At 59.5% G+C, this 22,945-nt stretch carries 22 protein-coding genes and 1 riboswitch; of the genes, 15 read left to right on the plus strand and 7 right to left on the minus strand.

Annotation, left to right across the window (positions count from 1 at the left end; translation table 11 throughout):
* Positions 1-20 precede the first annotated feature (20 nt).
* The gene (locus P8A24_RS03830; protein ID WP_278059912.1) at positions 21-407 is read right to left on the minus strand and encodes a hypothetical protein; all 387 of its coding nucleotides are present in this window, start codon (positions 405-407) and stop codon (positions 21-23) included.
* 72 nt (positions 408-479) lie between these two features.
* Positions 480-1,859: an MFS transporter gene (locus P8A24_RS03835; protein WP_278059914.1), complete on the minus strand. Its 1,380-nt coding sequence runs from the start codon at positions 1,857-1,859 to the stop codon at positions 480-482.
* 614 nt (positions 1,860-2,473) lie between these two features.
* Between P8A24_RS03835 and P8A24_RS03840 the strand changes: the two genes are divergently transcribed.
* The 11 genes from P8A24_RS03840 to P8A24_RS03890 all read left to right on the plus strand — a co-directional run bounded on the left by P8A24_RS03840 (position 2,474) and on the right by P8A24_RS03890 (position 10,495).
* Positions 2,474-2,848 carry a YchJ family protein gene (locus P8A24_RS03840; protein ID WP_278059917.1) on the plus strand — a complete coding sequence of 125 codons (375 nt, stop codon included), beginning with the start codon at positions 2,474-2,476 and terminating at the stop codon, positions 2,846-2,848.
* A gap of 20 nt (positions 2,849-2,868) precedes the next feature.
* Positions 2,869-3,228, plus strand: coding sequence for a hypothetical protein (locus tag P8A24_RS03845; protein ID WP_278059919.1), 360 nt, complete (start codon positions 2,869-2,871; stop codon positions 3,226-3,228).
* A gap of 143 nt (positions 3,229-3,371) precedes the next feature.
* Positions 3,372-4,322, plus strand: a complete 951-nt coding sequence (locus P8A24_RS03850) for an acyltransferase family protein (RefSeq protein ID WP_278059921.1) — start codon at positions 3,372-3,374, stop codon at positions 4,320-4,322.
* Entirely contained in the window at positions 4,313-5,401 is a 1,089-nt protein-coding gene (locus tag P8A24_RS03855; protein ID WP_278059922.1) for an SGNH/GDSL hydrolase family protein, read from the plus strand. The genes P8A24_RS03850 and P8A24_RS03855 overlap by 10 nt, the downstream gene beginning before the upstream one ends.
* Positions 5,402-5,493: 92 nt before the next feature.
* On the plus strand, positions 5,494-5,793 hold the full coding sequence (locus tag P8A24_RS03860) for an ArsR/SmtB family transcription factor (protein WP_278059925.1): 300 nt from the start codon (positions 5,494-5,496) through the stop codon (positions 5,791-5,793).
* Positions 5,790-6,839 (plus strand): permease, encoded by a 1,050-nt coding sequence (locus P8A24_RS03865; protein ID WP_278059927.1) that lies wholly within the window; start codon positions 5,790-5,792, stop codon positions 6,837-6,839. The genes P8A24_RS03860 and P8A24_RS03865 overlap by 4 nt, the downstream gene beginning before the upstream one ends.
* An 11-nt stretch (positions 6,840-6,850) precedes the next feature.
* The gene (locus P8A24_RS03870) at positions 6,851-7,267 is read left to right on the plus strand and encodes an arsenate-mycothiol transferase ArsC (protein WP_278059929.1); all 417 of its coding nucleotides are present in this window, start codon (positions 6,851-6,853) and stop codon (positions 7,265-7,267) included.
* A 55-nt stretch (positions 7,268-7,322) separates the two neighbouring features.
* Positions 7,323-7,559, plus strand: a complete 237-nt coding sequence (locus P8A24_RS03875; protein ID WP_278059932.1) for a thioredoxin family protein — start codon at positions 7,323-7,325, stop codon at positions 7,557-7,559.
* A 128-nt stretch (positions 7,560-7,687) separates the two neighbouring features.
* Positions 7,688-7,857: riboswitch (Lysine riboswitch) on the plus strand.
* Between the two features lie 112 nt (positions 7,858-7,969).
* Entirely contained in the window at positions 7,970-8,869 is a 900-nt protein-coding gene (locus tag P8A24_RS03880) for a transporter substrate-binding domain-containing protein (RefSeq protein ID WP_278059934.1), read from the plus strand.
* Positions 8,870-8,883: 14 nt separating this feature from the next.
* Entirely contained in the window at positions 8,884-9,768 is an 885-nt protein-coding gene (locus tag P8A24_RS03885; protein ID WP_278059936.1) for an amino acid ABC transporter permease, read from the plus strand.
* A 1-nt stretch (position 9,769) separates the two neighbouring features.
* Complete coding sequence (locus tag P8A24_RS03890) at positions 9,770-10,495, plus strand: amino acid ABC transporter ATP-binding protein (RefSeq protein ID WP_278059938.1); 726 nt, start codon at positions 9,770-9,772, stop codon at positions 10,493-10,495.
* Positions 10,496-10,589: 94 nt separating this feature from the next.
* Here P8A24_RS03890 and P8A24_RS03895 read toward each other — a convergent pair whose 3' ends face one another.
* From P8A24_RS03895 to P8A24_RS03910, 4 genes are all read right to left on the minus strand, one after another.
* Positions 10,590-13,265 carry a bifunctional lysylphosphatidylglycerol flippase/synthetase MprF gene (locus P8A24_RS03895; RefSeq protein ID WP_278059940.1) on the minus strand — a complete coding sequence of 892 codons (2,676 nt, stop codon included), beginning with the start codon at positions 13,263-13,265 and terminating at the stop codon, positions 10,590-10,592.
* Positions 13,262-14,521 (minus strand): alpha/beta hydrolase, encoded by a 1,260-nt coding sequence (locus P8A24_RS03900; protein ID WP_278059942.1) that lies wholly within the window; start codon positions 14,519-14,521, stop codon positions 13,262-13,264. Before P8A24_RS03900 ends, P8A24_RS03895 begins: the two co-directional genes overlap by 4 nt.
* A 240-nt stretch (positions 14,522-14,761) precedes the next feature.
* Entirely contained in the window at positions 14,762-15,472 is a 711-nt protein-coding gene (locus P8A24_RS03905; RefSeq protein WP_278059944.1) for a purine-nucleoside phosphorylase, read from the minus strand.
* Between the two features lie 53 nt (positions 15,473-15,525).
* Positions 15,526-16,791: an AI-2E family transporter gene (locus tag P8A24_RS03910; protein ID WP_278059946.1), complete on the minus strand. Its 1,266-nt coding sequence runs from the start codon at positions 16,789-16,791 to the stop codon at positions 15,526-15,528.
* 100 nt (positions 16,792-16,891) lie between these two features.
* Between P8A24_RS03910 and P8A24_RS03915 the strand changes: the two genes are divergently transcribed.
* Together P8A24_RS03915 and P8A24_RS03920 are read left to right on the plus strand one after the other, a co-directional pair.
* Positions 16,892-17,644, plus strand: a complete 753-nt coding sequence (locus P8A24_RS03915) for an HAD-IIB family hydrolase (RefSeq protein WP_278060190.1) — start codon at positions 16,892-16,894, stop codon at positions 17,642-17,644.
* A 1-nt stretch (position 17,645) separates the two neighbouring features.
* Positions 17,646-18,347: a vitamin K epoxide reductase family protein gene (locus P8A24_RS03920; protein WP_278059948.1), complete on the plus strand. Its 702-nt coding sequence runs from the start codon at positions 17,646-17,648 to the stop codon at positions 18,345-18,347.
* 129 nt (positions 18,348-18,476) lie between these two features.
* Here the strand turns inward: P8A24_RS03920 and P8A24_RS03925 are convergent, their stop codons facing one another.
* Positions 18,477-18,902 (minus strand): HIT family protein, encoded by a 426-nt coding sequence (locus P8A24_RS03925; RefSeq protein ID WP_278059950.1) that lies wholly within the window; start codon positions 18,900-18,902, stop codon positions 18,477-18,479.
* Between the two features lie 73 nt (positions 18,903-18,975).
* Here P8A24_RS03925 and leuS point away from each other — a divergent pair, with 73 nt between their 5' ends.
* Positions 18,976-21,840, plus strand: coding sequence for a leucine--tRNA ligase (leuS, locus tag P8A24_RS03930; RefSeq protein WP_278059952.1), 2,865 nt, complete (start codon positions 18,976-18,978; stop codon positions 21,838-21,840).
* A gap of 102 nt (positions 21,841-21,942) precedes the next feature.
* The gene (locus P8A24_RS03935) at positions 21,943-22,917 is read left to right on the plus strand and encodes an aldose 1-epimerase (protein WP_278059954.1); all 975 of its coding nucleotides are present in this window, start codon (positions 21,943-21,945) and stop codon (positions 22,915-22,917) included.
* The last annotated feature ends 28 nt before the right edge of the window (positions 22,918-22,945 follow it).

A 22,945-nucleotide genomic window follows, 5' to 3' on the forward strand; every position in this document is an offset into this window, starting at 1 on the left:
TACCACCGAGGTGTCCATGGTTAGTCGACAGGCTCCCACTCAGGGAATGAAAGCTCACTCGCTCGGGGGAGCGTGGTGGGCAGGTCGTCGGCGAGAGGAGGGATCTCGAGCGAGGAAAGACGGTCGCCGTCGACCAAGAGCATCACCATCTCGTCACGCGGCGAGAAACCATCGAGAACGAAATCGGCGCCGTCAGTTTGCTCCTCGAAAAAGTTGATCGAGTAGCACGTTCCGCAATCGCACCGGCCCGTCACCACCAGGTTGGGGATCTGCGTGAGCCAGCGCTCGCGGTCGGCCTGCGTGGGCTGGGCGTGGCTGGACGTTCCGTTGAGGACCATCGCCTCAACAACCTCTGCTTCCTGCCCGGTGAGCGGGCGCGGAAATTCTGAAGATGACTCGTTCACCATGTTGCCACCGTACAGCAATGCGGGGTCATCGCCAATAGGCAGATTGGTGATGACCCCGCTGATGTTTCAACACTATGCTTTCACGATCTTCTTCTCGTACCGCGAGATAAAGAGGTAGAGAACACCTCCAAGTATCGCGAGCGCGAACAGCACGAAGAACGACGCCGTCCAGGACAGATGCTCGGCCAGGATCGGCATCACGAGGTTCGCAGCCATTTCACCGACGATATATCCGAACAACCCAACGAAACCAACGGCAGCGCCAGCCGCTTTGAGTGGAACAACGTTCAAGGTCATGATGTTGACGATCAGCTGCGGGCCGTAGATGAGCGCCCCCATCAATCCCGAGACGATCAGGAGTACCACATAGTTATGGTTGCCCATGTACACCCACACGAGCGCGGCGAGGCCGATCAACCCAATCGAGCCAACGATTGACTGGCGGTTTGGCGCCTTGATCGCGACCCATGCAAAGAAGAAACAGCCAGGGATGGCCACCCATTCCAGCACGGAAAAAGCGGTGAGGTATTGGTACTTTTCGAACCCCATTTCGGTGCCGAGGAACGCTGGCATCCAGTTCAGGATGCCGAAGCGCAGGAAGTAAAGAATTGCATTGATGAGCGCGACGATCAGAACGACAGGCGAGGTAATCACAAAGCGGTAGAAAGTGGTCCAGTAGCCGTCTTCGGGGACGTCGTCGACGTCGGGCTCGCCGTATGGGCCGTAGATCGTGTTCAACCGTGGCATGTGTTCATCCTCTGGCCGGTCGCCGCCATAGCGCCAGAACACAAACGAGAGGACGACGACGAACATGCCGGGGATGAGGAAGCCGAGGTGAGTTGAGCCTGCGCCTCCGAGCGCGGCGATCCACGAAATGATGAGGGGAAGGCCTGCGCCGCCCAGATTCTGTGAGGTGTTCCAGATCGCGATACCAGAGCCGCGCGAACGGTTCGGATACCAGTTCGCGATCATCGCCATCGAGCTAGGTGCGAGTGCGCCTTGCAAAGTCCCCAGCACAAGCATGAGCGCGAACAGGAGCCAGAAATTATGGACGTAACCCATCGCGATGCAGATCAGGGCCGAGCCGCCGAGGCTACCGGCGAAAATACGACGAAGAGAAACGCGGTCCGAGAGCACGCCCATGAAGAATTTCGCGAACCCATATGTCAGTGTGAAGGCGGTGAGGATAATGCCGATTTGGGTGAGCTCCCAACCGTTTTCTAGGCGGATCTGTTCGGATTGAAGCTTGAAATTATTTCGCACCAGGTATGCGCAGACGTAGCCGAAGTAAGCGACAGCGAAGACGACCCACCGGCGTCGCAAGTAGCGTGCGAAGGTATCTGGCGCAGTTGCTTTGAACCGGTCTGCGTACTGCTGTTCTGTGGCGTCGTCCTCGAGTGTGGCGAACTCGAGGTGGTCAAAATCGATTTTGCCGTCATATCGATGGCTCATGTGGCCTCCTTGATGTCTTCAATACTCACCCCGTTGTGAATATTGGTCTCAATAGGTTATCGCACGTGCTGCTTCAGACGCGGCCGCCGTCACTATCTGTAACGCTTTGTAATTGTGGGGGGGGCGTGGTGACCGGTTTTAGTGTGCGGATTGGTAGCCGGGCAAAGATGCGCGGCGGATCTCGATAGGCGCACTAAAAGTGGTTCAGCGAAGCAGGGGCGGATGGGAGGGGATGACTTAGGCGAGTTTGGCGCGGGGTGGTCGGGCCGCGTGGCTAGTACCCGTGGTGACCGGTTTTAGTGTGCGGATTGGTAGCCGGGCAAAGATGCGCGGCGGATCTCGATCGGCGCACTAAAGTTGGGCGGCTGGGTGGGAGTGGCCGGGACTGTGATGAGGAAGATTAGGTATAAGCGAGGCAGGTGCGAGTTCGTACCGCGACAAGTTTTAGTGCGCGGATCGGTGTCTGGGCAAAGATGCGCGGCGGATCTCGATCGGCGCACTAAAACTGGTTCGGGAATAGCGACGGTAGAGGAATCGGGCAGGCGTTCTGAGGATTTTGTGAGCGCGGAATAGGGCCGAAGAGCGCTGTGCGCCGAAGATGGTACGCTCTGCACGTGTCTGATTTGATGTGTCCGTGCGGCTCCGGATCCACATACGCCGAGTGCTGCGAGCCGTTCCATGACGGCGCCCCCGCGCCAACTGCCGTCGCGTTGATGCGCGCCCGCTACAGCGCCTACGCGCTCGGCCGGCTGAATTATGCGTTCGCCACCTGGCATCCGCGCACCCGCCCAGCGGATCTTTCATCGGCTGGCATTGCCTGGACGGGCCTGGAAATACTGGCGATTGTGGACGGCGCTGTAGCTGACGACGCCGGAGAGGTCACGTTTCGTGCGCATTACGTTTCCGCTGGCGAGCCTGGTGTGATGGAGGAGCGCTCTGCGTTTGTGAAACGTGGCGGCCGCTGGGTCTACGTTGAGGCGCTGGCCTAGCCGTGTGGCAAAATTCCCGTATGCACGCTGTTCACCGTTCTACCTGGTACCGCCTGGCTGCCCTGCTCGTCGCCTATGTTGTGATCCCGCCGGTTACGGTCGCTTCCTATTCGGTGTGGGGAGATCCGTATTCCTGGCCTGAGTTGACGATTTTGCTCATACTGTTGCCACTGGTCACGATGGTGTTGGCCGCGTGGGATGGTGCTCGCCGCGGTTATAACGTGCTGTGGCTTGCTCTGCCCGTGCTCGCCTCTGTGGTGTGGGCTTTCATCGACCGCGATATGGCCTGGATCGTGTTCGGTGCGGCCTATGGCGCGCTCGGGACGATCGCAAACGCGCTCGCGGCGGCGTTGACTGCGCGCTCACGATTCGAGGAGTAATCCCGACGACGTCGGTGCGCGGGTTGCGTCGAGTCTACGGCTTGTTGCCACGCCCGGTGTGGGCGATGTTACGCCTGCGCGGATGAATCGGCTTCCCATAACGGCCTACGGTATGAATGCATAATCAATGGAATAGAGCAACTATGCCAAAACCGATTGGTCATTCTTCACGCTACAATCCCGCGATCGATGGCATACGCACCCTCGCGGTTCTTGCTGTGATTTTTTATCACATGAAACTCGCGTGGATGCCGGGCGGCCTCCTGGGAGTTGCCGTTTTCTTCACGATCTCGGGTTTCTTGATTACGGGGAACTTGATGCGGTCGTGGTATCGCCATGGAAACCTGGGTTTGAAAACGTTTTGGCTTCGCCGTCTGCGTAGGCTGATGCCTGCGGTGATCTTGGTGGTGTTGGTGGTGTGGGCGCTGACTCCTTTCCTGGCTGCGAACAAGTGGGCCGACTACCGCTTTGGCGGGCTCACCGCGATTTTTTACGTGAATAACTGGGCCAGCATCGTCTACGGCGATTCGTATTTTGACCAGTTTGAGGCGAGCCCGCTCGAGCACATGTGGTCGCTCTCGGTGGAGGAGCAGTTCTACGTGTTTTGGCCACTGGTGCTGTTCCTGTTCCTCGTGCTCGCTCGCGGCAGGAAAGCGACTGTGGTTGCGCTGACGATGGTTCTCGCCGCGGCGTCGTTTGGGTGGATGGCGTACGCGCATTCGCTTGGGTATGAGGCCACTCGGATCTATGAGGGCACTGACACGCGCGCGGGTAGCTTGTTGATCGGTGCCGTGTTGGCGATGCTGGTGACGCGCCGGAGTGCGGAAAATGGTGAGGAGACGACGTCGGGGCGGCTTTTCGCTGAAATTGCTGGACTTGCGGGTGTAGCGGTGGTCGTCGGGATGATGTTGCGTACCGACGATAACGCGTCTTATCTGTACACGTACGGCCTTGTGCTTGTGGGTATCGCATCGGCTGGCCTGCTGTACGGGGTAAGTCATCAACGCACGCTCGTTGGGCGCTTTTTGGGCTCGCACCAATTGCCTGGGTGGGGGAGCGTAGCTACGCGATTTATTTGTGGCACATGCCGGTGATTGCTTTTGGAAAGCCTGGGCTTGATCTGCTCCCGTTGTGGGCGTCGACGTCGGTGGTGACGGTCGCGTCGATTGTTCTTGCGTCGCTGTCGTGGACGCTCGTTGAGGATCCGATTCGCCGTCACGGTCTCATTCCACCGATTCTCGCGTGGCTTCGCAGGCAGGCTCGCTTCCCGAAGGCGATCTGGGCCTTCCCGGTGGCGCTCGCTGTGGCGTTTGCCGGTATTCTCGCGCCGGCGTCGGCAGGCCAGAAAATGCAAGCGGACCACCAGGCATTTTTGGCGCAGGAGCGTGCAAAGAAGCTCGAGGAACAGCGCCGAGAGGAAGAGAAAGCGAAGCAGCTAGCAAAGGACCAGTATTTAGCGGCGACCACTACGCGTTGTCAGGAGATCGTGCACCTGGGGGATTCGACGTCGCTGTCGATGTTCACGGATTCGGGTGTCCTGGATCCGGCGGATAACGCCTACAAGGTCTATGCCTCGACCGGCGCAAAGAAGGTGGAAAACTCGTCGTTTGGTGCCCGGGCCACAAACCAGGGTTTCAAAGAGAACCCGTCGGGCAATGATTCGCTGAAAGAGATCTTGGCGAAGGGTGTTTTGCCTGATACATGTTTCGTGATTGCGTTGGGCACGAACAACGCGGCGAATTTGAATCGCGGAGGTGCGCTTGAGCTTGCGCCGAAGGCGATCGACCAGACGATGCGGATTATCAACGGAAAGTATCCGGTTTTATGGATCTCGACCACAGTGAACCCTGCTGGTTCGCCAAAGTGGTATTCGAAGGATGCGATGAACGCTTGGAATAAGGCGCTGTTCGAGGCGCAAAATCGGTATCCGAACATGTGGGTCTACACCTGGGATCAGGATGTAAAGCCGGGCTGGTTCCTCAAGGGCGACGGCGTGCACTACAACCAAGAGGGGAGTTCGGAGCGTTCGCATCGTTTCGCTCAGGCGGTGATTAATGCGTGGCCGATGCGTCCGCAGAAGCTGGATGTGCCGTTAATGCCGAAAGAGCCGATTCCCGCGAAAAATCGTGTGGTGACGAGTGAACGTCCGAAAGTGAAGATTCCACAGGGCTAGCGTACCGGTAAGGGGATCCTTCGTTTCGAGGGGTCTCGCGCACAGCTCACTTCACATATTCTTGAATCAAGAACGTTTGAAGTGAGGTCCTGATGGTTCGCTTAGTTGATGAATATGCTGGAGCGGCGCAGCTTTTTGCGGCGCTCGCGGATCCTGTTCGGCTCGAGGTTTTTGAACGCATCGCGCAGGCCGTCGAGCCGATGTGCGTGTGCAATTTACAGCCCAATCCGCCGATTCCGGACAACCGCCTGAGCTACCATCTGAAGGTCTTGCGCGACGCCGGGCTGGTCACATCCGAGCGGCGTGGCCGGTGGGTTGATTACACGATCGCTCCCGACGCCGAGGCGCGGCTTGCGCATGCGCTTCCGCTGTCGCCGGCGGTGACACGATGACGCAGATGCTCGAGTTGACAGCGCCGACGTCGGAGCGTCGGTTTTGGGGGACTCTCGCGGCTGGTGTGACTGGCTGGGTTGTTGCTTTCGTCGCGAATGAGTCGCTGTGGACGTGGCTGTTCGGGCAGGTATTCGGCCTGGATGTGGAGGGTCGGCTTGGGGGAGCACTCCACTTTTTCGCCGTGGACACTGTCAAGATCCTTCTTCTCCTCACGGGGCTCATGTTTGTGATCGGCGTGGCTCGAGCATCCCTCAACCTCGATCGTGCACGCGAGTTCCTCGAGGGCAAGGGTTTGTTTGTTGGGCTTGTGCTTGCGGTGGTGCTCGGCGTCGTCACGCCTTTCTGCTCGTGTTCGTCGATCCCGCTGTTCATCGGGTTTGTGGCAGCGGGGATTCCGCTACCGATTACGCTCACGTTCTTGGTGGCGTCGCCACTGGTGAGCGAAACGGCGGCGATCCTCATCGGTTCGCAGTTCGGCTGGGGGATTGCAGGCGCATACGTTGCCGCAGGGTCCCTGATCTCGCTGATGGTTGGTTTCGTCTTTTCACGATTCCACTTGGAGAAGTGGGTAGAGGGATCTGTGTTTGGGATTACGCTCGGCGCTGCCCCGACGTCGGGTGGTCGGATGCCAGCCCGTGCACGCGTGAACTCAGCGATCGCGGAAACTCGCGATATTTTCTCCAAAGTGTGGCTGTGGGTGATCGTCGGCGTCGCGATCGGGGCCGCGATTCATGGCTGGGTGCCTGCGGATTTCTTCGCAGGCTACCTTGGCGCAGTTAATCCGCTCGGTGTTCCGTTGGCCACGATTCTTGGCGTGCCGCTGTATGTGAACGGTGGCGGCGTGGTTCCGATCGGTGAGGCGCTGTGGGCGAAGGGTCTGCCGCTTGGAACCGTGATGAGCCTGATGATGGGCGCGATTGCGCTGTCCATTCCTGAGGCGATCATGCTTCGCCGCGTGCTCAAGCCTCAGCTTCTCGCACTGTTTTTCGGCGCGGTGACCGTTGGGATCATCGCCGTCGGCTACCTGTTCAACGCTCTGTTCTGAAAGGCAGAATAATGACTACCGTAATGTTTGCGTGCCGAAAGAACGCCGGCCGCTCGCAGATGGCTGCGGCTTTGATGGCACATATTGCGCCGCACCTGCGCGTGATGTCCGGCGGAACGACGCCGGGGCGCGAAGTGCACCCGCAGGCGCGTGAGGCATTGGCGCAAATCGGGCTCACACCGTTCTCGGAGCAACCCCAGGCACTCACGCCGGATCGCGTGAAGGAAGCTGACTGGGTGATCACCATGGGATGCGGGGAAACCTGCCCAGTGTTTCCCGGAAAGTACTACGAAGATTGGCCGGTGGAAGATCCAGCCGATCAGCCGATCGAAAAGGTTGCGCTCATCCGCGATGACATCGAGCGGCGCGTGCGCGATCTGCTCGCCCGTATCGAACGCGAGGTGCCAACCGGCGCCGTCGACAACTGAGAACCAACCGGCGTCGGCAGCGAGGCCGCGCCTGTCAACAATGAAAGAAGGAACAATGAATATCAAGATTCTCGGGCCGGGTTGCACGAACTGCGTGAACCTGGAGAAAAACGCGAAGGAAGCCGTTGAGGCCCTCGGGCTGGAGGCCACCGTCGAAAAGGTGACGGACTATGCGGACATCATGAGCTACGGGATCCTCTCGACGCCGGGGCTCGTCGTGGATGAGAAGGTACTCGTCTCGGGGCGTGTGCCGAGCGCCAACGAAATCACACGCCTGCTAGGGGAGGCGTGAAGAAGCGGGAAGCGCAGGTCAGCGAGCTCGGATTTCGAGGCGCTGGCCTGCGGGTTCTCACTATGTGGACGGCGGCGCGCCGGGATTTGCGCACATGTCCACCCGAGGTCTAATATCAATCCCAACATAAGCATGATAGAGGCGCAGCCAACATCAGTAGCTTCCAGAAAACGCCCGGTTGAGGTGGGAAGCGAAAGGGAAGGTTGCCGAGGGGATCGTGGTTCAACCGATCACGAATTACCCGGGCCATCAGGGAATACCTGATGGACTGTCGCGAAAGCGGAGAGCTGTCATGATTCCATACGTGAGCGCGAACGCAAACGCATGAGGTCATGTACAGACATGGCCTCATTTTTTGTGGCCGTGGCTTATGTGAACCGAATATCACAACGTATGGAAGGAAGCGCAACATGCGCAACTACAAGGCTTTGGCCGCACTCACTTTTGCTCTGACCCTCGGCGCGTGCTCCACGGGCGCGGCCCCGACGCCGGCTGCCCCACCTGCGCCGGCGTCGGCTGGTGCGTCCGGTGCTGCGAACGGCACCGGCGTCGAAGACGGCGTCTTCACAGTGGCGATGGAAGCGGCTTACGCGCCCTACAACTGGGCTCAGCCGACGGATGCGAACGGGGCCGTGCCGATCAAGGGCTCGAACCTGTTTGCCAACGGCTACGACGTGATGACGGCGAAGCACATCGCGCAGAAGAACGGCTGGAAGCTCGAAATCGTCCAGTTGGATTGGGATTCGCTCATCCCGGCCGTGCAGTCGGGCACGGTTGACGCCGTGATCGCGGGTCAGTCGATGACGGCAGAGCGTGAGAAGGAAGTGGACTTCGCCGGCCCGTACCAGGTGGCCAACATGGTGGTGCTCACGAAGAAGGATTCGAAGTTCGCCAGCGCGAAGGGCATTTCAGACCTTGCAGGAGCGAAGGCCACCTCGCAGTCGGGCACCGTGTGGTATGACTCGTTGGTTCCACAGATCCCGAACGTCAACCGCCTCCCCGCAGTCGAATCGGCACCGGCGATGCTCGTGGCGCTCGAAACTGGTCAGGTGGAGATCGCGCCCTGCGATAAGCCCACCGCCCAAGGTGCTGTGCGCGCCTACCCGGACCTGACGATCCTCGACTTCACCGGAACAAAGGACAACTTCACAGTCTCCGGTGAGGACGTGAACGTGGGTATCTCGGTGCGAAACGGCAACACGCAGCTTAAGGACGCGATCAATAAGGCTCTCGAGGGGCAAACCCAGGCTGATTTCGACGCCCAAATGGCACACGCGGTGGAGATCGCGCCGCTGCAGAACCAGAACTGAGTAACGGATTCATCATGACCCTCTGGAACGACATCATTTACCTGCTCGACCAGTACGGGTGGATCTACCTGGCGGGGATGGGCAACACGCTCATCCTCGCCACGGTGGCCACACTGATTGGTTGCCTGATCGGGTTCGCGTGTGGTGTGCTCACGACGATCCCGCACCCGCCGTCGATGGCGTGGCCGCGCCGCGCCGGTTTATGGATCATCCGAGCCCTGATCCGCATCTACGTCGAAGTGTTCCGCGGCACCCCGATGATCCTGCAGGCGATCTTCATCTTCTACGGCCTTCCGTACTTCACGAATAATGCCCTGCAGTTCACGAACATTTGGACCGTCTCAATTCTCGTCGTGTCGATCAACACTGGCGCGTATATCGCGGAGTCGGTGCGCGGTGGTATCTTCGCCGTGGACCCGGGCCAAACCGAGGGCGCGCGTGCAATCGGTATGAGCCACGTTCAGACGATGCTGTACGTTGTGCTTCCGCAGGCGCTGCGTAGCCTCCTCCCACAGATCGGCAACAACCTGATCATCAACATCAAGGACACGTCGGTGATGTTCATCATCGGGTTCTCCGAGTTCTTCTCGGTGCACAAGATGGTCTCCGGCGCGATCTTCAAGTACTTCCCGTCGGCGACGATCGAGATGGTCGGTTACTTGACTGTGACTCTCCTCGCCTCGGTGTTGCTTCGCTGGTTCGAGCGCCGCCTTGACGGCGATGAATCCTACGAGTTGGTCAACTCGGATCAGCTGGTGATGGCGGCAGGTACGTATACGTTCCGTGAGCCGCGTCGTCGCCCCGACGTCGTCGGCGCGGGCGAGCCCAATGCCAGCCGTGCTCACGACGCCGGTGGGCGAGCACAAACCCAGGCCACAACTTCCGGGGAGGAAAACTGAGATGGCGACGATTCTTGAGATTGAGGGGCTTCGCAAGAGCTTCGGAAAAAACGAGGTGCTTCGCGGCGTGGACCTGACGGTGAGCGCCGGCGACGTGACCACGGTGATCGGCGCGTCCGGCTCCGGAAAGTCCACGATGCTGCGCTGCATTAACCTGCTCGAGCAGCCTAGCGGCGGCACGATTCGCTTCCACGGCCAGGATGTGCGTGAACTGAACCCTCACACCTACCGTTCGAAGGTGGGGATGGTGTTCCAATCCTTCAATCTGTTCAACAACATGACCCTGCTGGAGAACTGCGTGATTGGCCAGGTGAAAGTGCTCGGGCGAGGCAAGGAAGAAGCGCGCGAAAGGGCGCTCCACTACCTTGATCGCGTGGGCATGGCCCCGTACGTGAACGCGAAGCCGCGCCAGATTTCGGGCGGTCAGAAGCAACGTGTTGCGATTTCGCGTGCGCTGGCGATGGACCCGGAAGTGTTGCTGTTCGACGAGCCGACCTCAGCACTGGACCCGGAGATGGTGGGCGAAGTGACGGACGTGATGCGTTCGCTCGCCGAGGAGGGCATGACGATGGTGGTGGTAACTCACGAGATGACCTTCGCCCGCGACGTCTCCACCAACGTGGTGTTCATGGCCGACGGCGTAGTGCTCGAATCGGGTACGCCTGCGGACGTGTTCGGATCACCTCGCGAACATAAGACGCGTGAGTTCCTCCGCCGCTTGCGCTGATAACGCGCTTGCCTCAATAGACCGCTCGGGCATCGTCTGCTCCCGCCGTGAACACCGGGAGCGGGCGATGCCCGAGCTTTTTCTGAGCGTGAAATTAGACGGACGTTTCGCTGTTGACCTTCGCTACGATGGCGTCGATTTCACACGCGGGAAGGAGCTTTGCCGCCTCGGCAGGGATCTCCTGCCCGCGCCGCAAAGCCTTCTCCACGGCGTCGCGCGCCTCAACCAGAGCACGGCGCTTGGCCTTTTCTTCTTCGTCGATCTTCGCCTGCTTTTGAGCCTCGAAGTACACGCGCACGATCTCTGCCATTCCCTTCGGCCCGATCTCGGGCAGATAGCAGTGCGAGATTGCGAGCCCGATGGCACCGAGCGCGAGCTCGTCGTTGTAAGCCAAGTACCAGCCTTCATGTGTGGGGTTGAACTTGTATTTCGAGCCCGCCAGCGAGCGGAAGCCGTAGAGAGGCTCGATGATTGCACCCACTCGATCCAGGACGTTGTCGAGGAACGACGGATCTGAAGCCGCTTCGCTTCGTGCAAGCGGCGCTCCCGACAGCGAGACCCACTTCAACCCGAGCTCATCCATCTTCGGCACGGACTCGCCAAGCAGGAACTCGATCACAGAACGCCAGCCATCCGAATCACGGCGCATGAAATCGAGCGTGTAGCCCACGAGCTGGCCGCCCTCATAAACGGGGAGCCAGGAGGTGATTCCGTGGAGCGTCAGCTTGCTGTCAATAGCGAGCATCATCTTCGTTCCGGGAACTTTCAGCTCGTCCAACGCGCCCAGGGTGAAGCCCATTTCTGGGAGGGCCTTCTCGGCGACCCATTGCTCGGACAGTGCTGTGACGCGGGCGCGCATGTCTAGATCGAGGCTCTCCCAATCTGTCCAGACAGCCGTGATGCCTTCCTTGGCTGCGTTGTTCTTCGCCGTGCGAACGTTCTGGAATTTCTTGCCCGTGAACTTCGTATCTGCGGGCAGTACGCCTTCCTCGGCGACGTGGAGCTTCTTGAAGCCTGGGCGCTGGAAGGATTCGTTGACTGAATACCATGCGATGTGCCAGCCCTGTTGCTGGACGAACGCTTCGAAGGCAGACGCTAACTCCTCGCGTTCAGCTTGCGTGGGCAAGGATATCGGTGCCGTTTCTACGCGTGCCGTAGCATCGGCGTCGTCGGCCGTCTCCTGGTCGGCGTCGGAGGAGCGGCCAGCAAACACGGGTCCGCCGAGCGTCACGGCGACGCCATTCGACACACGGTAGGCTACGTAGCCGAGCTCGTGGAAGAAATATGAGTTTCCCTCCCACAGCGTCATGAAGGACAGGTGGTCGCCGGTGCCGGACTCGAGGATTTGGCGCGCCTTGACGCGGTCGTGGAAGTGAAGATCTGAGTGGGAATCAACCACCAGGTAGAACAATGCGACCGCGATGAAAATCCAAAATACTGTTCCCGACCAAATGAAAGCGTTCCACGCGCCGGTTCCAGATGGCACGTTCCCGAGTGGGAGGAAGAGCGAAGCAATTGGGGGGAGCAGACGGACAACGAACTCGCCAAGAGCCTCGCGCAATCCGATCGCAGGGGCGAATTGCGAGGAAAACGTCAAAGCCCCGGCAAACCATATGAGGGCGGCAGTACCTAGGCCGGTTCCAACGAGTGCAAGCGCGCGTGCATGCTCACTGCGTGAGGTCCGTACCCTGTACAGAGTGCGGGTTGCGAGGAGTGCGATTGTGACGGCGAACCATGGAATGAGCGAAAACACGCAAATAGCAATGACTGCGCTCAAGTCGCCTGCGATAAGGCCAACCTGGACGAACTGGACGACGACGATCACTACAGTCAGAAGAGTCGAGGCGAGTGCGCCAATCCAGGCCGCACGCTTGGCACGCACAAGCCCCCACGCGAAAATCAACTGGATAGTCACAGGAATAAGGTTGGCAATCGTATTGGATGGTCCCTCAAACTTGACGAGACTGCCCATCGAGGCACAGCGAGCTGCGTCGCCAGCGGCACACGCCCAATCAGCGTGGAACGCAAGGGCAAAAGGTTGCCAAATGAGGAAACTCGCATCCACAAACAAGCCAGATGCCGCCGGATGAGCGCCGATGAGGACGGGAACGACCGCGACCGTGCCAAGGAGAACGGCAACGAGAACGCGCTTCTCACGTGCCGAGGACTGACGGAGGGTACGCAGGCGTGGAACTCCGAGGCCAGCGACAAGGGAGCCAGCGATGATACCGCCGATCACGGCGATGAATGACACCGTGTTCGTCACCGTGCCGAGGAAGAGCATCTGAGTTGCCGAAATGACGAAAGCGGCAAGGCGAAGGCGGCGCTTCCAGATGGCTGGCATGAATGCGGTAGCGAACATCGACGTGCCGAAGATCCATGCCCCTGGAGAGAGCAAGATGTCGGATGTACCGGCCGTGGCAATCGACTCAAGGAATGGTTCGGAGATAACAGCGAACCACAGGCCGAATGGGGCGAAGATGGTGTGCATCGCAAGGGAGAGGAGCGCGAAACGCATCGAGCCGAGCACTCGCTCAGCCGCAACTCCGAGCGTGAGAATCCCAATCGTTGCCCCGATCACGCCTTGGGCAGTGGCCGATGTTAGCCCCGAGCTAAACACGTGGAGGAAGTTCAGATCGCCGTTGGCGCGCAGTCCAAACGTATGGCGGAGGGCCATGTGATCGCCTCCGAGGGCGAGCCACATGATCCACATCGTGACGAGGAGCGCAATGGCAACAGGTGCCTTTTTGACAATCGCGAATACTTTCACTTCAACCCTCCAATGGTCTGAGCGGCGAAGGGGAGCGCTTTGACGAAAGCAGCCCGCCACACGTCAAAGCTGTGCCCGCCTGGAACAGTGAAGGTTGACACATTCATCCCTGCGTTCATCGCGAGCCTCGCAAGGTATTCCTGTGAGGTGATCGCCTCGGCATCTTCTGCTCCGGAGATAAACATTCCGCGTTGTCCGCTGAAGACGTCTGAGCGGGTATCGGCTGCCTTCGCGAGTACGTGTGCGGGGTCGGCAGCTTCCCAGGCGGCAGTATCGCCACCGAAGAGGGTGTTGATCGTCGCTTCACGGCTGCCGACCTCGAGGGTTTTGTCGCCTGAGAAGGAGAGGAACGCGCCATAGGTTCCCGGCGCCGTCGTCGCGATTTGAACAGAGCAGGTTGCCCCGTAGGACAGGCCGCCGATCGACCAGGTGTGTTGGTCGGTGTTGACTCGGAAGTGCTCCTTGATCAGAGCGGGCACGTCTTTGGTGAGATAGGTGTGGACCTTGTAGACGGGGCCGTCGACGCACCCGGGGTTCCCCATCAACGAGCCAGTGCCGTCCACCGAGATGATGATCGGGGAGCGTCCGCCATGCGCCTTTTGGTAGTTGTCGGCTGCTGTTGCGGCATCGCCGGCAGTGAACCAGTGATCGGGAGTCCCGGGGTTTCCGGCGAGAAGAACGACGACGGGCAGGCGCTCTTGCGAGGTGAAGTAGGCGGGTGGAATGTACGCGACGGCGTCGCGAGCAGGGAAGCCCGACGTCGGGCCTTCAAACGGAACCGTCACGAGGGCGCCGACCGTTCGACCTTCGTTGACCGGCGGACGTTGCTGGTGCGTGAACTCCTCGTAGCTCATTCGAACAACGTTGGTGGGCGGCAAAAAGGAGCCGAAGTTTGTGTATTCCTTGTAGGTAAGGTTCGCGACGAGGAAAGTGAGAATCGCGCTGAGCACTGCCAGTGGGAGTAACCGTAGCCGAGCACCGGCAACGAGTGCGACACCTGCGATCGTGAAAACTGCAGTGAAGCCGGCAACGAAAAGATTCCATGGAACTTCACCTGGCCAGGGGTTCGGCCACACGAAGAAGCCGAAAACCGCGATGCCGTCGATAATTCCAGCAACGATCAGGGCAAGACGAGCCCGAGCACGGTTTGCTCGGAATGTGTAGACAAATGCACCGACGGTGATCGTTGCCACGAGAGCCCAGATCACGATCTGCGCGGGCAGACCGGTGAGCGGGATGTTCCAGAAAAAATCCATATTTCCATTATGTTGCGAGAATTGTGTGAATCTCGTGCCACTGAGGACGGAAATTATGGTGAGCGTTTGAAACTGATCGCCAAAATCTGTCATACCCTCATGAAATCCTGTCACCGATACATCGACGTGAAGGGAGATCAACAATGCAGATGAACGATTCGGCCGCGCAGGGAATGGAACGGGGGCGTACGTTCCCCAAGGAAACGTACGCCCCCGCGCTGTTGATGGTTTATGCGCAGATCAGGAATGAGCCGCAGCAACTGCGAGCTTCAGAGCGCGCTGGAACAGCTCCTCACGCTCAGCGGCAGTGTAATCACGATCCGAGCCCTTCAGAATGTGATCCGAAACCGTGAGGACTGCAAGTGCCTGACGGCCGTACTTGGCGGCCAGGCCGTAGAGGGCGCCGGCTTCCATCTCGGTACCCAAGCAACCGACGGCGGCGAGTGCTTCGTTCTCCTCCTTCGGAACGCCATAGAAGCGATCGCGCGAGGCAACGGTGCCAACATGGATACCTTCTTCACCTTCGGCTGCATCGACGGCTGCGCGCACGAGGCCGTAATCTGCAACGGCCGAATAGTGGATTCCCGGTGTGAGATAGGTGTTGAGTACACCTTCGTAGTGGGCGCCCATCGCCACAACGACGTCGCCGACGTTGACGTCCATCGAGAGGCCACCGCAGGTTCCTACGCGGATCGCGCGCTCAACGCCGTAGTGCATGAAGAGCTCATTGACGTAGATTGAGAGCGAGGGCTGGCCCATGCCGGTTCCCATAATGGACAGCGGCTTGCCATTGACTTCACCCGTGAAACCGAGGATGCCACGGACGTCGGTGACGAGCTTCGCATCAGGCATCAGCTGCTCGGCCATGCGCTTGGCGCGCTTCGGATCGCCGGGAAGCAGCACTGCGGGGGCGAAATCACCGGGCTGCGCACCAATGTGGGGTGTGGACATAGTTATCTCCTTTGATTGACTTCGGCGAATGCCGACGCTTCATTGTAACAATCTCATTCGTTGGATGCGGTGGCTTCTTCGTCGCGTTCGATCGATTCTTTCGTCCCCGATTCGCCTGTGACAAAGCGGGATTTGGGCGACTCGGTCTGGGCAACGTTTTGCGCGAAATCTTCCCAGTAGAGCTTGGTGTAGTAGTCGAACGGCTTGAACGGCCCGCCCGGGCGGTTCTCGTCGGATGTGAGATATGGGTAAATGTCGTGGCCACGCAGATACAGGGCTACCGTGTTCACAGCGGCGGCGATCGGCACGGAGAAGAGTGCGCCGTAGAGGCCGAAGAGGGCAGACCCTCCAGCGATCACCATAACGATTGCGAGCGGGTGCATGTTCAGAGCGTTGCCTTGTAGGACGGGCTGGAGAACGTTGCCCTCGACCTGCTGAACCACGAGCACGCCAACGAACATGGCCAGTGCCATCCACGGGCTTCCCGTGTTGACAAGCACCACCATTGTGGCAACGAAACCAGAAACGAACGCACCAACGATCGGGATGAACGAGAACAAGAACACCAGTACGCCGATTGGGAAAGCGAGCGTGATTGGCGTTTTCAAGATGAATGCAACGAGCGCAATGCCGAGGGCGTCCACGAATGCCACGATCGCCTGAACTCGCACGTACGAGGCAACCGTAATCCATGCGCGGATGCCCGATTCGTTCACTGCGGTGCGGTTCTCGGCGGGGAAGAGGCGTACCACCCAGTGCCACATGCGTCGTCCATCCTTGAGGAAGAAGAACAGGGTGAAGAGCACGAGGACGGTACCAGTTGCGAGCGAGAGAAGGCCCGAGCCCACGGAGGCGACGCCGCCCGCGATCGTCGAGGAATTGGACTTCGCGTAGTCCTGAACTTGCTGCCAGGCGTTCGAAATTTCTTGATCGAACTGAGGGAACTGTTGGTGCAGCCAAGCCACGATCGAGTCGATTCCGGCGTTGATTTGGCTGGAGAGATCCGCAAAGCCCTGGAAGATTGAGGTGCCTGCGCCGATGAGGAGCAGACTGACAATGATCACCAGCCCGAGGAGAGCGGTTACGGAGGCGAGGGAGCGCGGCCAGTGCCATCGATTGCGGAGGAAAGATGCCACTGGCTCGAGGATCACAGCGAGCAAGAGCGACACCATGAGCGCAACCACAATGGAGGAGAGCTGGAGCATCGCCCAGCCGGCGGCGAGTAGCGCGACGGTGGTCACAATGAGGCGCCATGACCATGCAGCGCTTCGCTCGAGGGTAACTGGCACTTTCGGCTCAGATGAGTTGTTGTTGAGCATGCTTCAATTCCTTATCTAGAGGTATTCGTATTAAACACTAGCGCCCAATGCTGGCAAAGTGGAAAAATATGGCCGACTACCTGAATGGAAGGGAAACATGATTTCGTTGATCGCGTTCGATCTGGACGACACGCTCGCGCCGTCCAAGTCGCCACTGCCGCCAAGGATGGGTGAAGCGCTTGCCAAGTTGCTCGACGTGGTGCAGGTGTGTGTGATTTCTGGCGGAACGTTTGCACAGTTTGAGAACCAGTTGCTCGCAAATTTGGACGCCACCGAGGAACAGCTCGGGCGACTCCACCTCATGCCCACATGCGGCACGCGGTACATGAGGCGCGACGCCGGCGCGTGGGTACCGGTGTATGTGCGCGACTTGCCCGATGAGTTGCGTGAGCGTGCACTGGGGGCTCTCGAGGAACAGGCGAAGCGGCTGGGCTTGTGGGAAGAGACGACGTGGGGAGATATCCTCGAAGACCGCGGCTCGCAGATCACGTTCTCAGCTCTTGGCCAGGAAGCCCCGCTCGAGGCGAAGAAGGCGTGGGATCCAACAGGAGCGAAGAAGGAAGCATTGCGCTCCGCCGTCGAGCCTCTGCTCCCGGAGCTCGAGGTGCGATCTGGTGGGTCGACGTCGGTGGATATTACCGCCAAGGGCATCGACAAAGCGTACGGAATTGCGGAGCTAGCACAGCAAACTGGAATTGCGATCGAGGAGATGCTGTTCATTGGCGACCGCCTTGACGAGGGAGGGAACGATTACCCCGTTACTCGTCTTGGGATCGCGACCCACGCGGTGACGGGCTGGGAGGACACCGCCGAGTTCGTTGAACAGTTTGTCGCTCAAAACAAGGGGAAGTAGCGTGAAGGATCTCGAATATCGCGATGATATGACTGATGAAGAGCTCGACGCTCTCGAGGCACGGCTCGATTCCGTGGCAGAACGCTATCACGCGCCGGCGAGCGAGCATGAGCGATCCGGTGGTGTAACACGTGGAACAGCGATCGCCGTCGTCGTGTCCTCTCTGATCGGTTTTGCCGCATCGCTGGGGCTGATTTTGTCCGAAAAGGAAAAATTGACGAACCCGGATGCTGCGCTCGCGTGCGATATTAACCCGCTCGTGGGTTGTTCGAAGTGGATTGGCCAATGGCAAAACGAGGTGTTTTTCGGCATCTCGAACTCCGTGCTCGGATTCGCGTTCTTTTCGGGCATGATCGCGATCGGGCTCGTGTTGCTCACGCGCTCGACGATTTCGCGACTCGTGTGGCAGGCGATTTCACTTGCGACGACGGCTGGAATCGTCTGGGTGTGCTGGTTCGCATACATGTCCTTCTTCAAAGAGGGTTCGCTCTGCCCGTATTGCGTGGTGACATGGTTCGCGACGATACCTCTGTGGGTGACGGTTGCAGGTGCATCGCTCCACGCTGGGCACTGGGGGAGCGGCGGAGTCCCGTTTGGGCGTGCTCTCGTGCGTAACCGCTGGTACGTGGTGGTTTCGGTATGGGCTGCGCTGGTTGTGTTCGCGATTATCTGGTTCTGGGATCAGTGGATGATCGTCTTGTGAGCCCCCGACGCCGGTGCTCGGCTCATATCGTGGGCCACGGCGTGGGCGCAAAACACCGAAGAAAGAATGACTGTCCCGGTCTCACGCCATTGTGAGGCCGGGACAGCCGGTTTTGTGAAGTTGCGGAGGTTATGCCTCGGCGACGAATTCTGCGTGGCCGGAGCGAATCAGGGCGGTGCGGAGCTTCGCCATCGCCTCGGCAATCTCTTCAGCGGGGGCTGCGGTGGCGTTGTCGAACTTTGCCGCGCCAGAATCTGCGCCTGGGATCACGTGGACGTGCGTGTGGGGCACGTCGAATCCGAGGATTTGGACGATCGTGCGCTCCACACCGAATGCTTCTTCCTGGGCGCGGCCCACGATCTGGGCAACATTCATGAGGTGGGCGAAGACCGCCGGAGCGAGATCGGTGTACTTGGCGACTTCCTCGCGCGGGATCACCATGACGTGACCGGGACGAACGGGCTCAATCGTGGCCATGACCACGCATACAGCGTCCTTCCACACAAACTGGCCAGGGATTTCTCCGCGAATAATCTTCGTAAAAATGCTTGCCATAAGGTTCAGTGTACGCCGGGTTTGTGCGGGGGTGCGCTACCATTGGATGAACCGTTTTTATTCAAGGAGAGTCATGAGCGAATTTCGCTATCGCTACACGGCCGAGCTCGCAAACGAGATCGAGGCGAAGTGGCAGAACATCTGGGAATCTGATGGTACCTTTAACGCCCCAAATCCTGTGGGTGAGCTAGCGGGAGATACCGATAAAGAAGCATTCTTCCTCCTTGACATGTTCCCGTTCCCGTCGGGCAAGGGCCTGCATGTCGGCCACCCGCTGGGGTACATCGCAACGGACACGGTTGCGCGCTATCAACGCATGCTGGGTAAAAACGTGCTGTACACGATGGGATACGACGCCTTCGGTCTTCCCGCCGAGCAGTATGCGGTGGAAACGGGCCAGCATCCGCGTGTGACGACCGAGGAAAACATCGCGAATATGCGCCGTCAGTTGCGTCTGCTCGGGCTGAGCCACGAGCAGCGCCGCTCGCTCGCTACTACGGATATCGAGTTTGTGAAGTGGACCCAGTGGATCTTCTTGCAGATCTTTAACTCCTGGTACGACGCCGAGGCGCCGGGTCGCGAGGAGGGCACGGTTGGGCGTGCTCGCCCGATCTCGGAGTTGATCGTCGGCTACGAGGATGGCTCGATCGCGACGCCGTCGGGGAAGGCTTGGAGCGAGATGAGCTCCGATGAACGCCGTGAGGCTGTCGATAGCCGTCGTTTGGCATATATCGAGAATGCGCCGGTGAACTGGGCTCCTGGCCTGGGCACGGTGCTCGCCAACGAGGAAGTGACGGCCGATGGCCGCTCGGAGCGCGGGAACTTCCCGGTCTTTAAGCGCGAACTTTCGCAATGGATGATGCGCATCACCGCCTACGCGGATCGTCTAGCGGAGGATCTCGATACGGTGGATTGGCCGGAGAAGGTGCGTGCGATGCAACGCAACTGGATCGGAAAGTCCCGCGGCGCCGATGTTGATTTCACGGCCCATCACGAAGGTGGGGACGAGACCCTCACCGTCTTTACCACGCGTCCAGACACGCTCTTCGGCGCAACGTTCATGGTGGTCTCGCCTGAGCATCCGATGCTGAAGTCCGAGAACCTGCCCGCTCAATGGCCGGCGGGAACGCGCGAGGCGTGGATGGGCGGTGCATCGGATCCGCGCACTGCCGTCCATGATTACCAAATCGCTGCGTCGCGCAAGTCGGATATGGACCGTGCGGACGCCGAGAAGGAAAAGACGGGTGTTTTCACCGGTATTTTCGCGACGAACCCGGTGACGGGCACCGATATTCCAGTGTTTACGGGCGATTACGTCATGATGGGCTACGGTACGGGTGCGATCATGGCGGTGCCGGCTCACGATGAGCGCGATTTCGCGTTCGCAACCAAGTTTGACCTGGATATCGTACGCACGATCGCGGCGCCGGAGGATTTCCCTGCCGATCAGGCGTACACCGGCGATGGCGCGATTATCGATTCGTCGAACGATTCGGTGTCCCTTGACGGCCTGGATAAGGCAGCTGGCAAGGCGCGCATGATCGAGTGGCTCGAAGCCGAGGGCAAGGGTAAGGAGGCGATCTCATATCGTCTGCGTGATTGGTTGTTCTCTCGTCAGCGCTACTGGGGTGAGCCGTTCCCTGTGGTCTACGACGAGGAGGGGAACGTTCACGCGTTGCCAGAGTCGATGCTTCCGGTGGAGCTTCCGGATACGCCAGATTATTCGCCGCGATCGTACGATCCGGACGATGCGGAGTCCAACCCGGAACCACCGCTTGGTCGTTTGACTGACTGGGTGAATGTGGAACTCGATCTGGGTGACGGTGTCAAGAAGTACAAGCGCGACACGAACACCATGCCCAACTGGGCAGGCTCTTGCTGGTACGAGATTCGCTACATCGATCCGCACGACGACGATGAATTCGTTGCCGCGCAGAACGAGGCCTACTGGATGGGGCCGCGCGAGGGCAAGGCATCCGGCGGCGCCGATTTGTACGTGGGCGGTGTGGAACACGCAGTGTTGCATCTGCTATACGCGCGCTTCTGGCAGAAGGTCCTCTTCGATTTGGGCTACGTGTCCTCCTCAGAGCCATTCCACAAGCTGTTCAACCAGGGCTACGTTCAGGCGTATGCCTACACGGACTCGCGCGGTGCATACGTCCCTGCAGAGAACGTCGTCGAGGTACCGGCGTCGGACGGTTCAGGCGAAGTGACCTGGGAGTACAACGGCGAGAAGGTGAACCGTGAGTACGGCAAGATGGGTAAGAGCCTGAAGAACATCGTCACCCCGGATTACATGGCAGAAACGTACGGCGCCGATACGTTCCGCGTGTACGAGATGTCGATGGGGCCGCTCGATATTGACCGCCCATGGGAAACCCGCGCAGTGGTTGGTGCTCAGCGTTTCCTTCAGCGCCTGTGGCGCAATGTTGTGGACGAGGAAACTGGTGATGTGCTTGTCACGGATGAGCAGATGCCGCGTGAGATGGCCCAGCAGGTTGCGCGAACGATCGATTTCGTTCGGGGCGAATACGAGAACATGCGCATCAATACGGCCATCGCGAAGCTGATTGAGCTCAATAACTACCTCACCGGAAAAGATGTGCCGCGTGAGGCTGCCGAGGCGATCGTTCTGATGACTTCTCCGGTTGCCCCACATATTGCGGAGGAGCTGTGGAGCCGCCTTGGCCATGAGGGCTCTCTCGCGCACGAGCCATTCCCACAGGTGGAGGATCCGTCGCTCCTTGTTGACGATCAGGTGACTGCCGTTTTCCAGGTGAAGGGCAAGGTTCGCGATCGCGCCGAGGTTCCGGCAGATATCTCGGCTGACGACCTTGAGAAGTTGGCGCTCGCCTCCGAGAAGGTGCGCAAGTTCCTCGACGGAGAGCCGCGCAAGGTGATCGTCCGAGCGCCGAAGATTGTCAACATCGTTCCGTGAGTGAACATGAGGGGCGGGTCGTGTATCAAAATTCCGGCCCGTCCCCGCATGTTGTATGTGACGTTGTAAACTGTTGGGAAACATTGAGAGAAGGCGAGTGATATGGCGCAGGTTGCAAGCACCACCGTTGAGAAGGCGGAGTTTGATGGGATGCCAGCGTGGCGGTTAACATCCACTTCTGGCGCCACGGCCCTTGTCGCAGAGCAGGGCGCCACCGTGATCTCGTGGGAGCCCGCCGCGGGGGCACACGTGATCTCGGGCTACGCGAACGCCGGCGAGCTTCGCGCTGGGGTTGGCGGACGCAGTGCAGTGTTGGCTCCGTGGATGGGGCACATGGAGGGGGATTCCTACAGCTTTGACGGCGCCGAATACAACGTTGGAGGTGTTCCGGAAGGTTTCCTGGGCCTTGTGAAGGATGCGCCGTTTACAATGCGTAATGCGGATTCCACGCTCACACTCGAGTATTCCTACTCCGGCTCAGAGGCGTACCCGTGGCCGTTCGATATTTCGGTGACGTTCTCCCTCGATTCGGGTGCAGATGCCGCCGAGCATTTGTCAGTGACCCTGGCTGCAACGAACCGCTCCGACGTCGCTGTTCCGCTGGCGCTGGGCTGGTCACCGTATCTTGCGATGCCGGGAGTCTCCTCCATCAAGAACTTGTCGGTGGAGATCCCGGCGCGCACGAAGATTCTCACCGATGCAAACTCGGTGCCGTTGCGTGGCGAGGCTGCATACTCGGGAGTCAAGGCCCCGGTGGTTATCGATTACATTGGCACGAAGTCGTTCGCCACGTATTACCGTGGCCTCGTTCCGAACGATGCCGGTGTGGTTGTCACGTCGATCCTCAACCCGTCGTCGGCGGCTCAGATTACGCTCACTCAGGAGCCGGCCGAAGCGCCGGTGGTGTACGTCGATTCGGGTGACCGCCTAGATCGCGATGCCCGTAAGTCGCTGTGCCTCGCGCCGATCTCGCATCATGCGGATTCGTTCAACCGCTACGATTCGGCGCCATCCTTGAGGCTACAACCGGGCAACACCCGTTACATGACCGCCACACTCACGTACCGCGCACACTGATTGACGGCGCATTTCGGCGAATTGACTT

It is taken from the genome of Arcanobacterium wilhelmae (genome assembly GCF_029632765.1).
Classification (GTDB): Bacteria; Actinomycetota; Actinomycetes; order Actinomycetales; family Actinomycetaceae; genus Arcanobacterium; species Arcanobacterium wilhelmae.

What these genes read in the sequence shown, in the direction of transcription:
- P8A24_RS03855 (WP_278059922.1), top strand. Translation starts at nt 4,313, where the DNA reads ATGCCGGTGATTGCTTTTGGAAAGCCTGGGCTTGATCTGCTCCCGTTG.
- P8A24_RS03865 (WP_278059927.1), top strand. Translation starts at nt 5,790, where the DNA reads ATGACGCAGATGCTCGAGTTGACAGCGCCGACGTCGGAGCGTCGGTTT.
- P8A24_RS03910 (WP_278059946.1), bottom strand. Translation starts at nt 16,791, where the DNA reads ATGCTCAACAACAACTCATCTGAGCCGAAAGTGCCAGTTACCCTCGAG.
- P8A24_RS03900 (WP_278059942.1), bottom strand. Translation starts at nt 14,521, where the DNA reads ATGGATTTTTTCTGGAACATCCCGCTCACCGGTCTGCCCGCGCAGATC.
- P8A24_RS03860 (WP_278059925.1), top strand. Translation starts at nt 5,494, where the DNA reads ATGGTTCGCTTAGTTGATGAATATGCTGGAGCGGCGCAGCTTTTTGCG.
- P8A24_RS03885 (WP_278059936.1), top strand. Translation starts at nt 8,884, where the DNA reads ATGACCCTCTGGAACGACATCATTTACCTGCTCGACCAGTACGGGTGG.
- P8A24_RS03905 (WP_278059944.1), bottom strand. Translation starts at nt 15,472, where the DNA reads ATGTCCACACCCCACATTGGTGCGCAGCCCGGTGATTTCGCCCCCGCA.
- P8A24_RS03845 (WP_278059919.1), top strand. Translation starts at nt 2,869, where the DNA reads ATGCACGCTGTTCACCGTTCTACCTGGTACCGCCTGGCTGCCCTGCTC.
- P8A24_RS03870 (WP_278059929.1), top strand. Translation starts at nt 6,851, where the DNA reads ATGACTACCGTAATGTTTGCGTGCCGAAAGAACGCCGGCCGCTCGCAG.
- P8A24_RS03880 (WP_278059934.1), top strand. Translation starts at nt 7,970, where the DNA reads ATGCGCAACTACAAGGCTTTGGCCGCACTCACTTTTGCTCTGACCCTC.
- P8A24_RS03875 (WP_278059932.1), top strand. Translation starts at nt 7,323, where the DNA reads ATGAATATCAAGATTCTCGGGCCGGGTTGCACGAACTGCGTGAACCTG.
- P8A24_RS03830 (WP_278059912.1), bottom strand. Translation starts at nt 407, where the DNA reads ATGGTGAACGAGTCATCTTCAGAATTTCCGCGCCCGCTCACCGGGCAG.
- P8A24_RS03890 (WP_278059938.1), top strand. Translation starts at nt 9,770, where the DNA reads ATGGCGACGATTCTTGAGATTGAGGGGCTTCGCAAGAGCTTCGGAAAA.
- P8A24_RS03835 (WP_278059914.1), bottom strand. Translation starts at nt 1,859, where the DNA reads ATGAGCCATCGATATGACGGCAAAATCGATTTTGACCACCTCGAGTTC.
- P8A24_RS03935 (WP_278059954.1), top strand. Translation starts at nt 21,943, where the DNA reads ATGGCGCAGGTTGCAAGCACCACCGTTGAGAAGGCGGAGTTTGATGGG.
- leuS (WP_278059952.1), top strand. Translation starts at nt 18,976, where the DNA reads ATGAGCGAATTTCGCTATCGCTACACGGCCGAGCTCGCAAACGAGATC.
- P8A24_RS03925 (WP_278059950.1), bottom strand. Translation starts at nt 18,902, where the DNA reads ATGGCAAGCATTTTTACGAAGATTATTCGCGGAGAAATCCCTGGCCAG.
- P8A24_RS03850 (WP_278059921.1), top strand. Translation starts at nt 3,372, where the DNA reads ATGCCAAAACCGATTGGTCATTCTTCACGCTACAATCCCGCGATCGAT.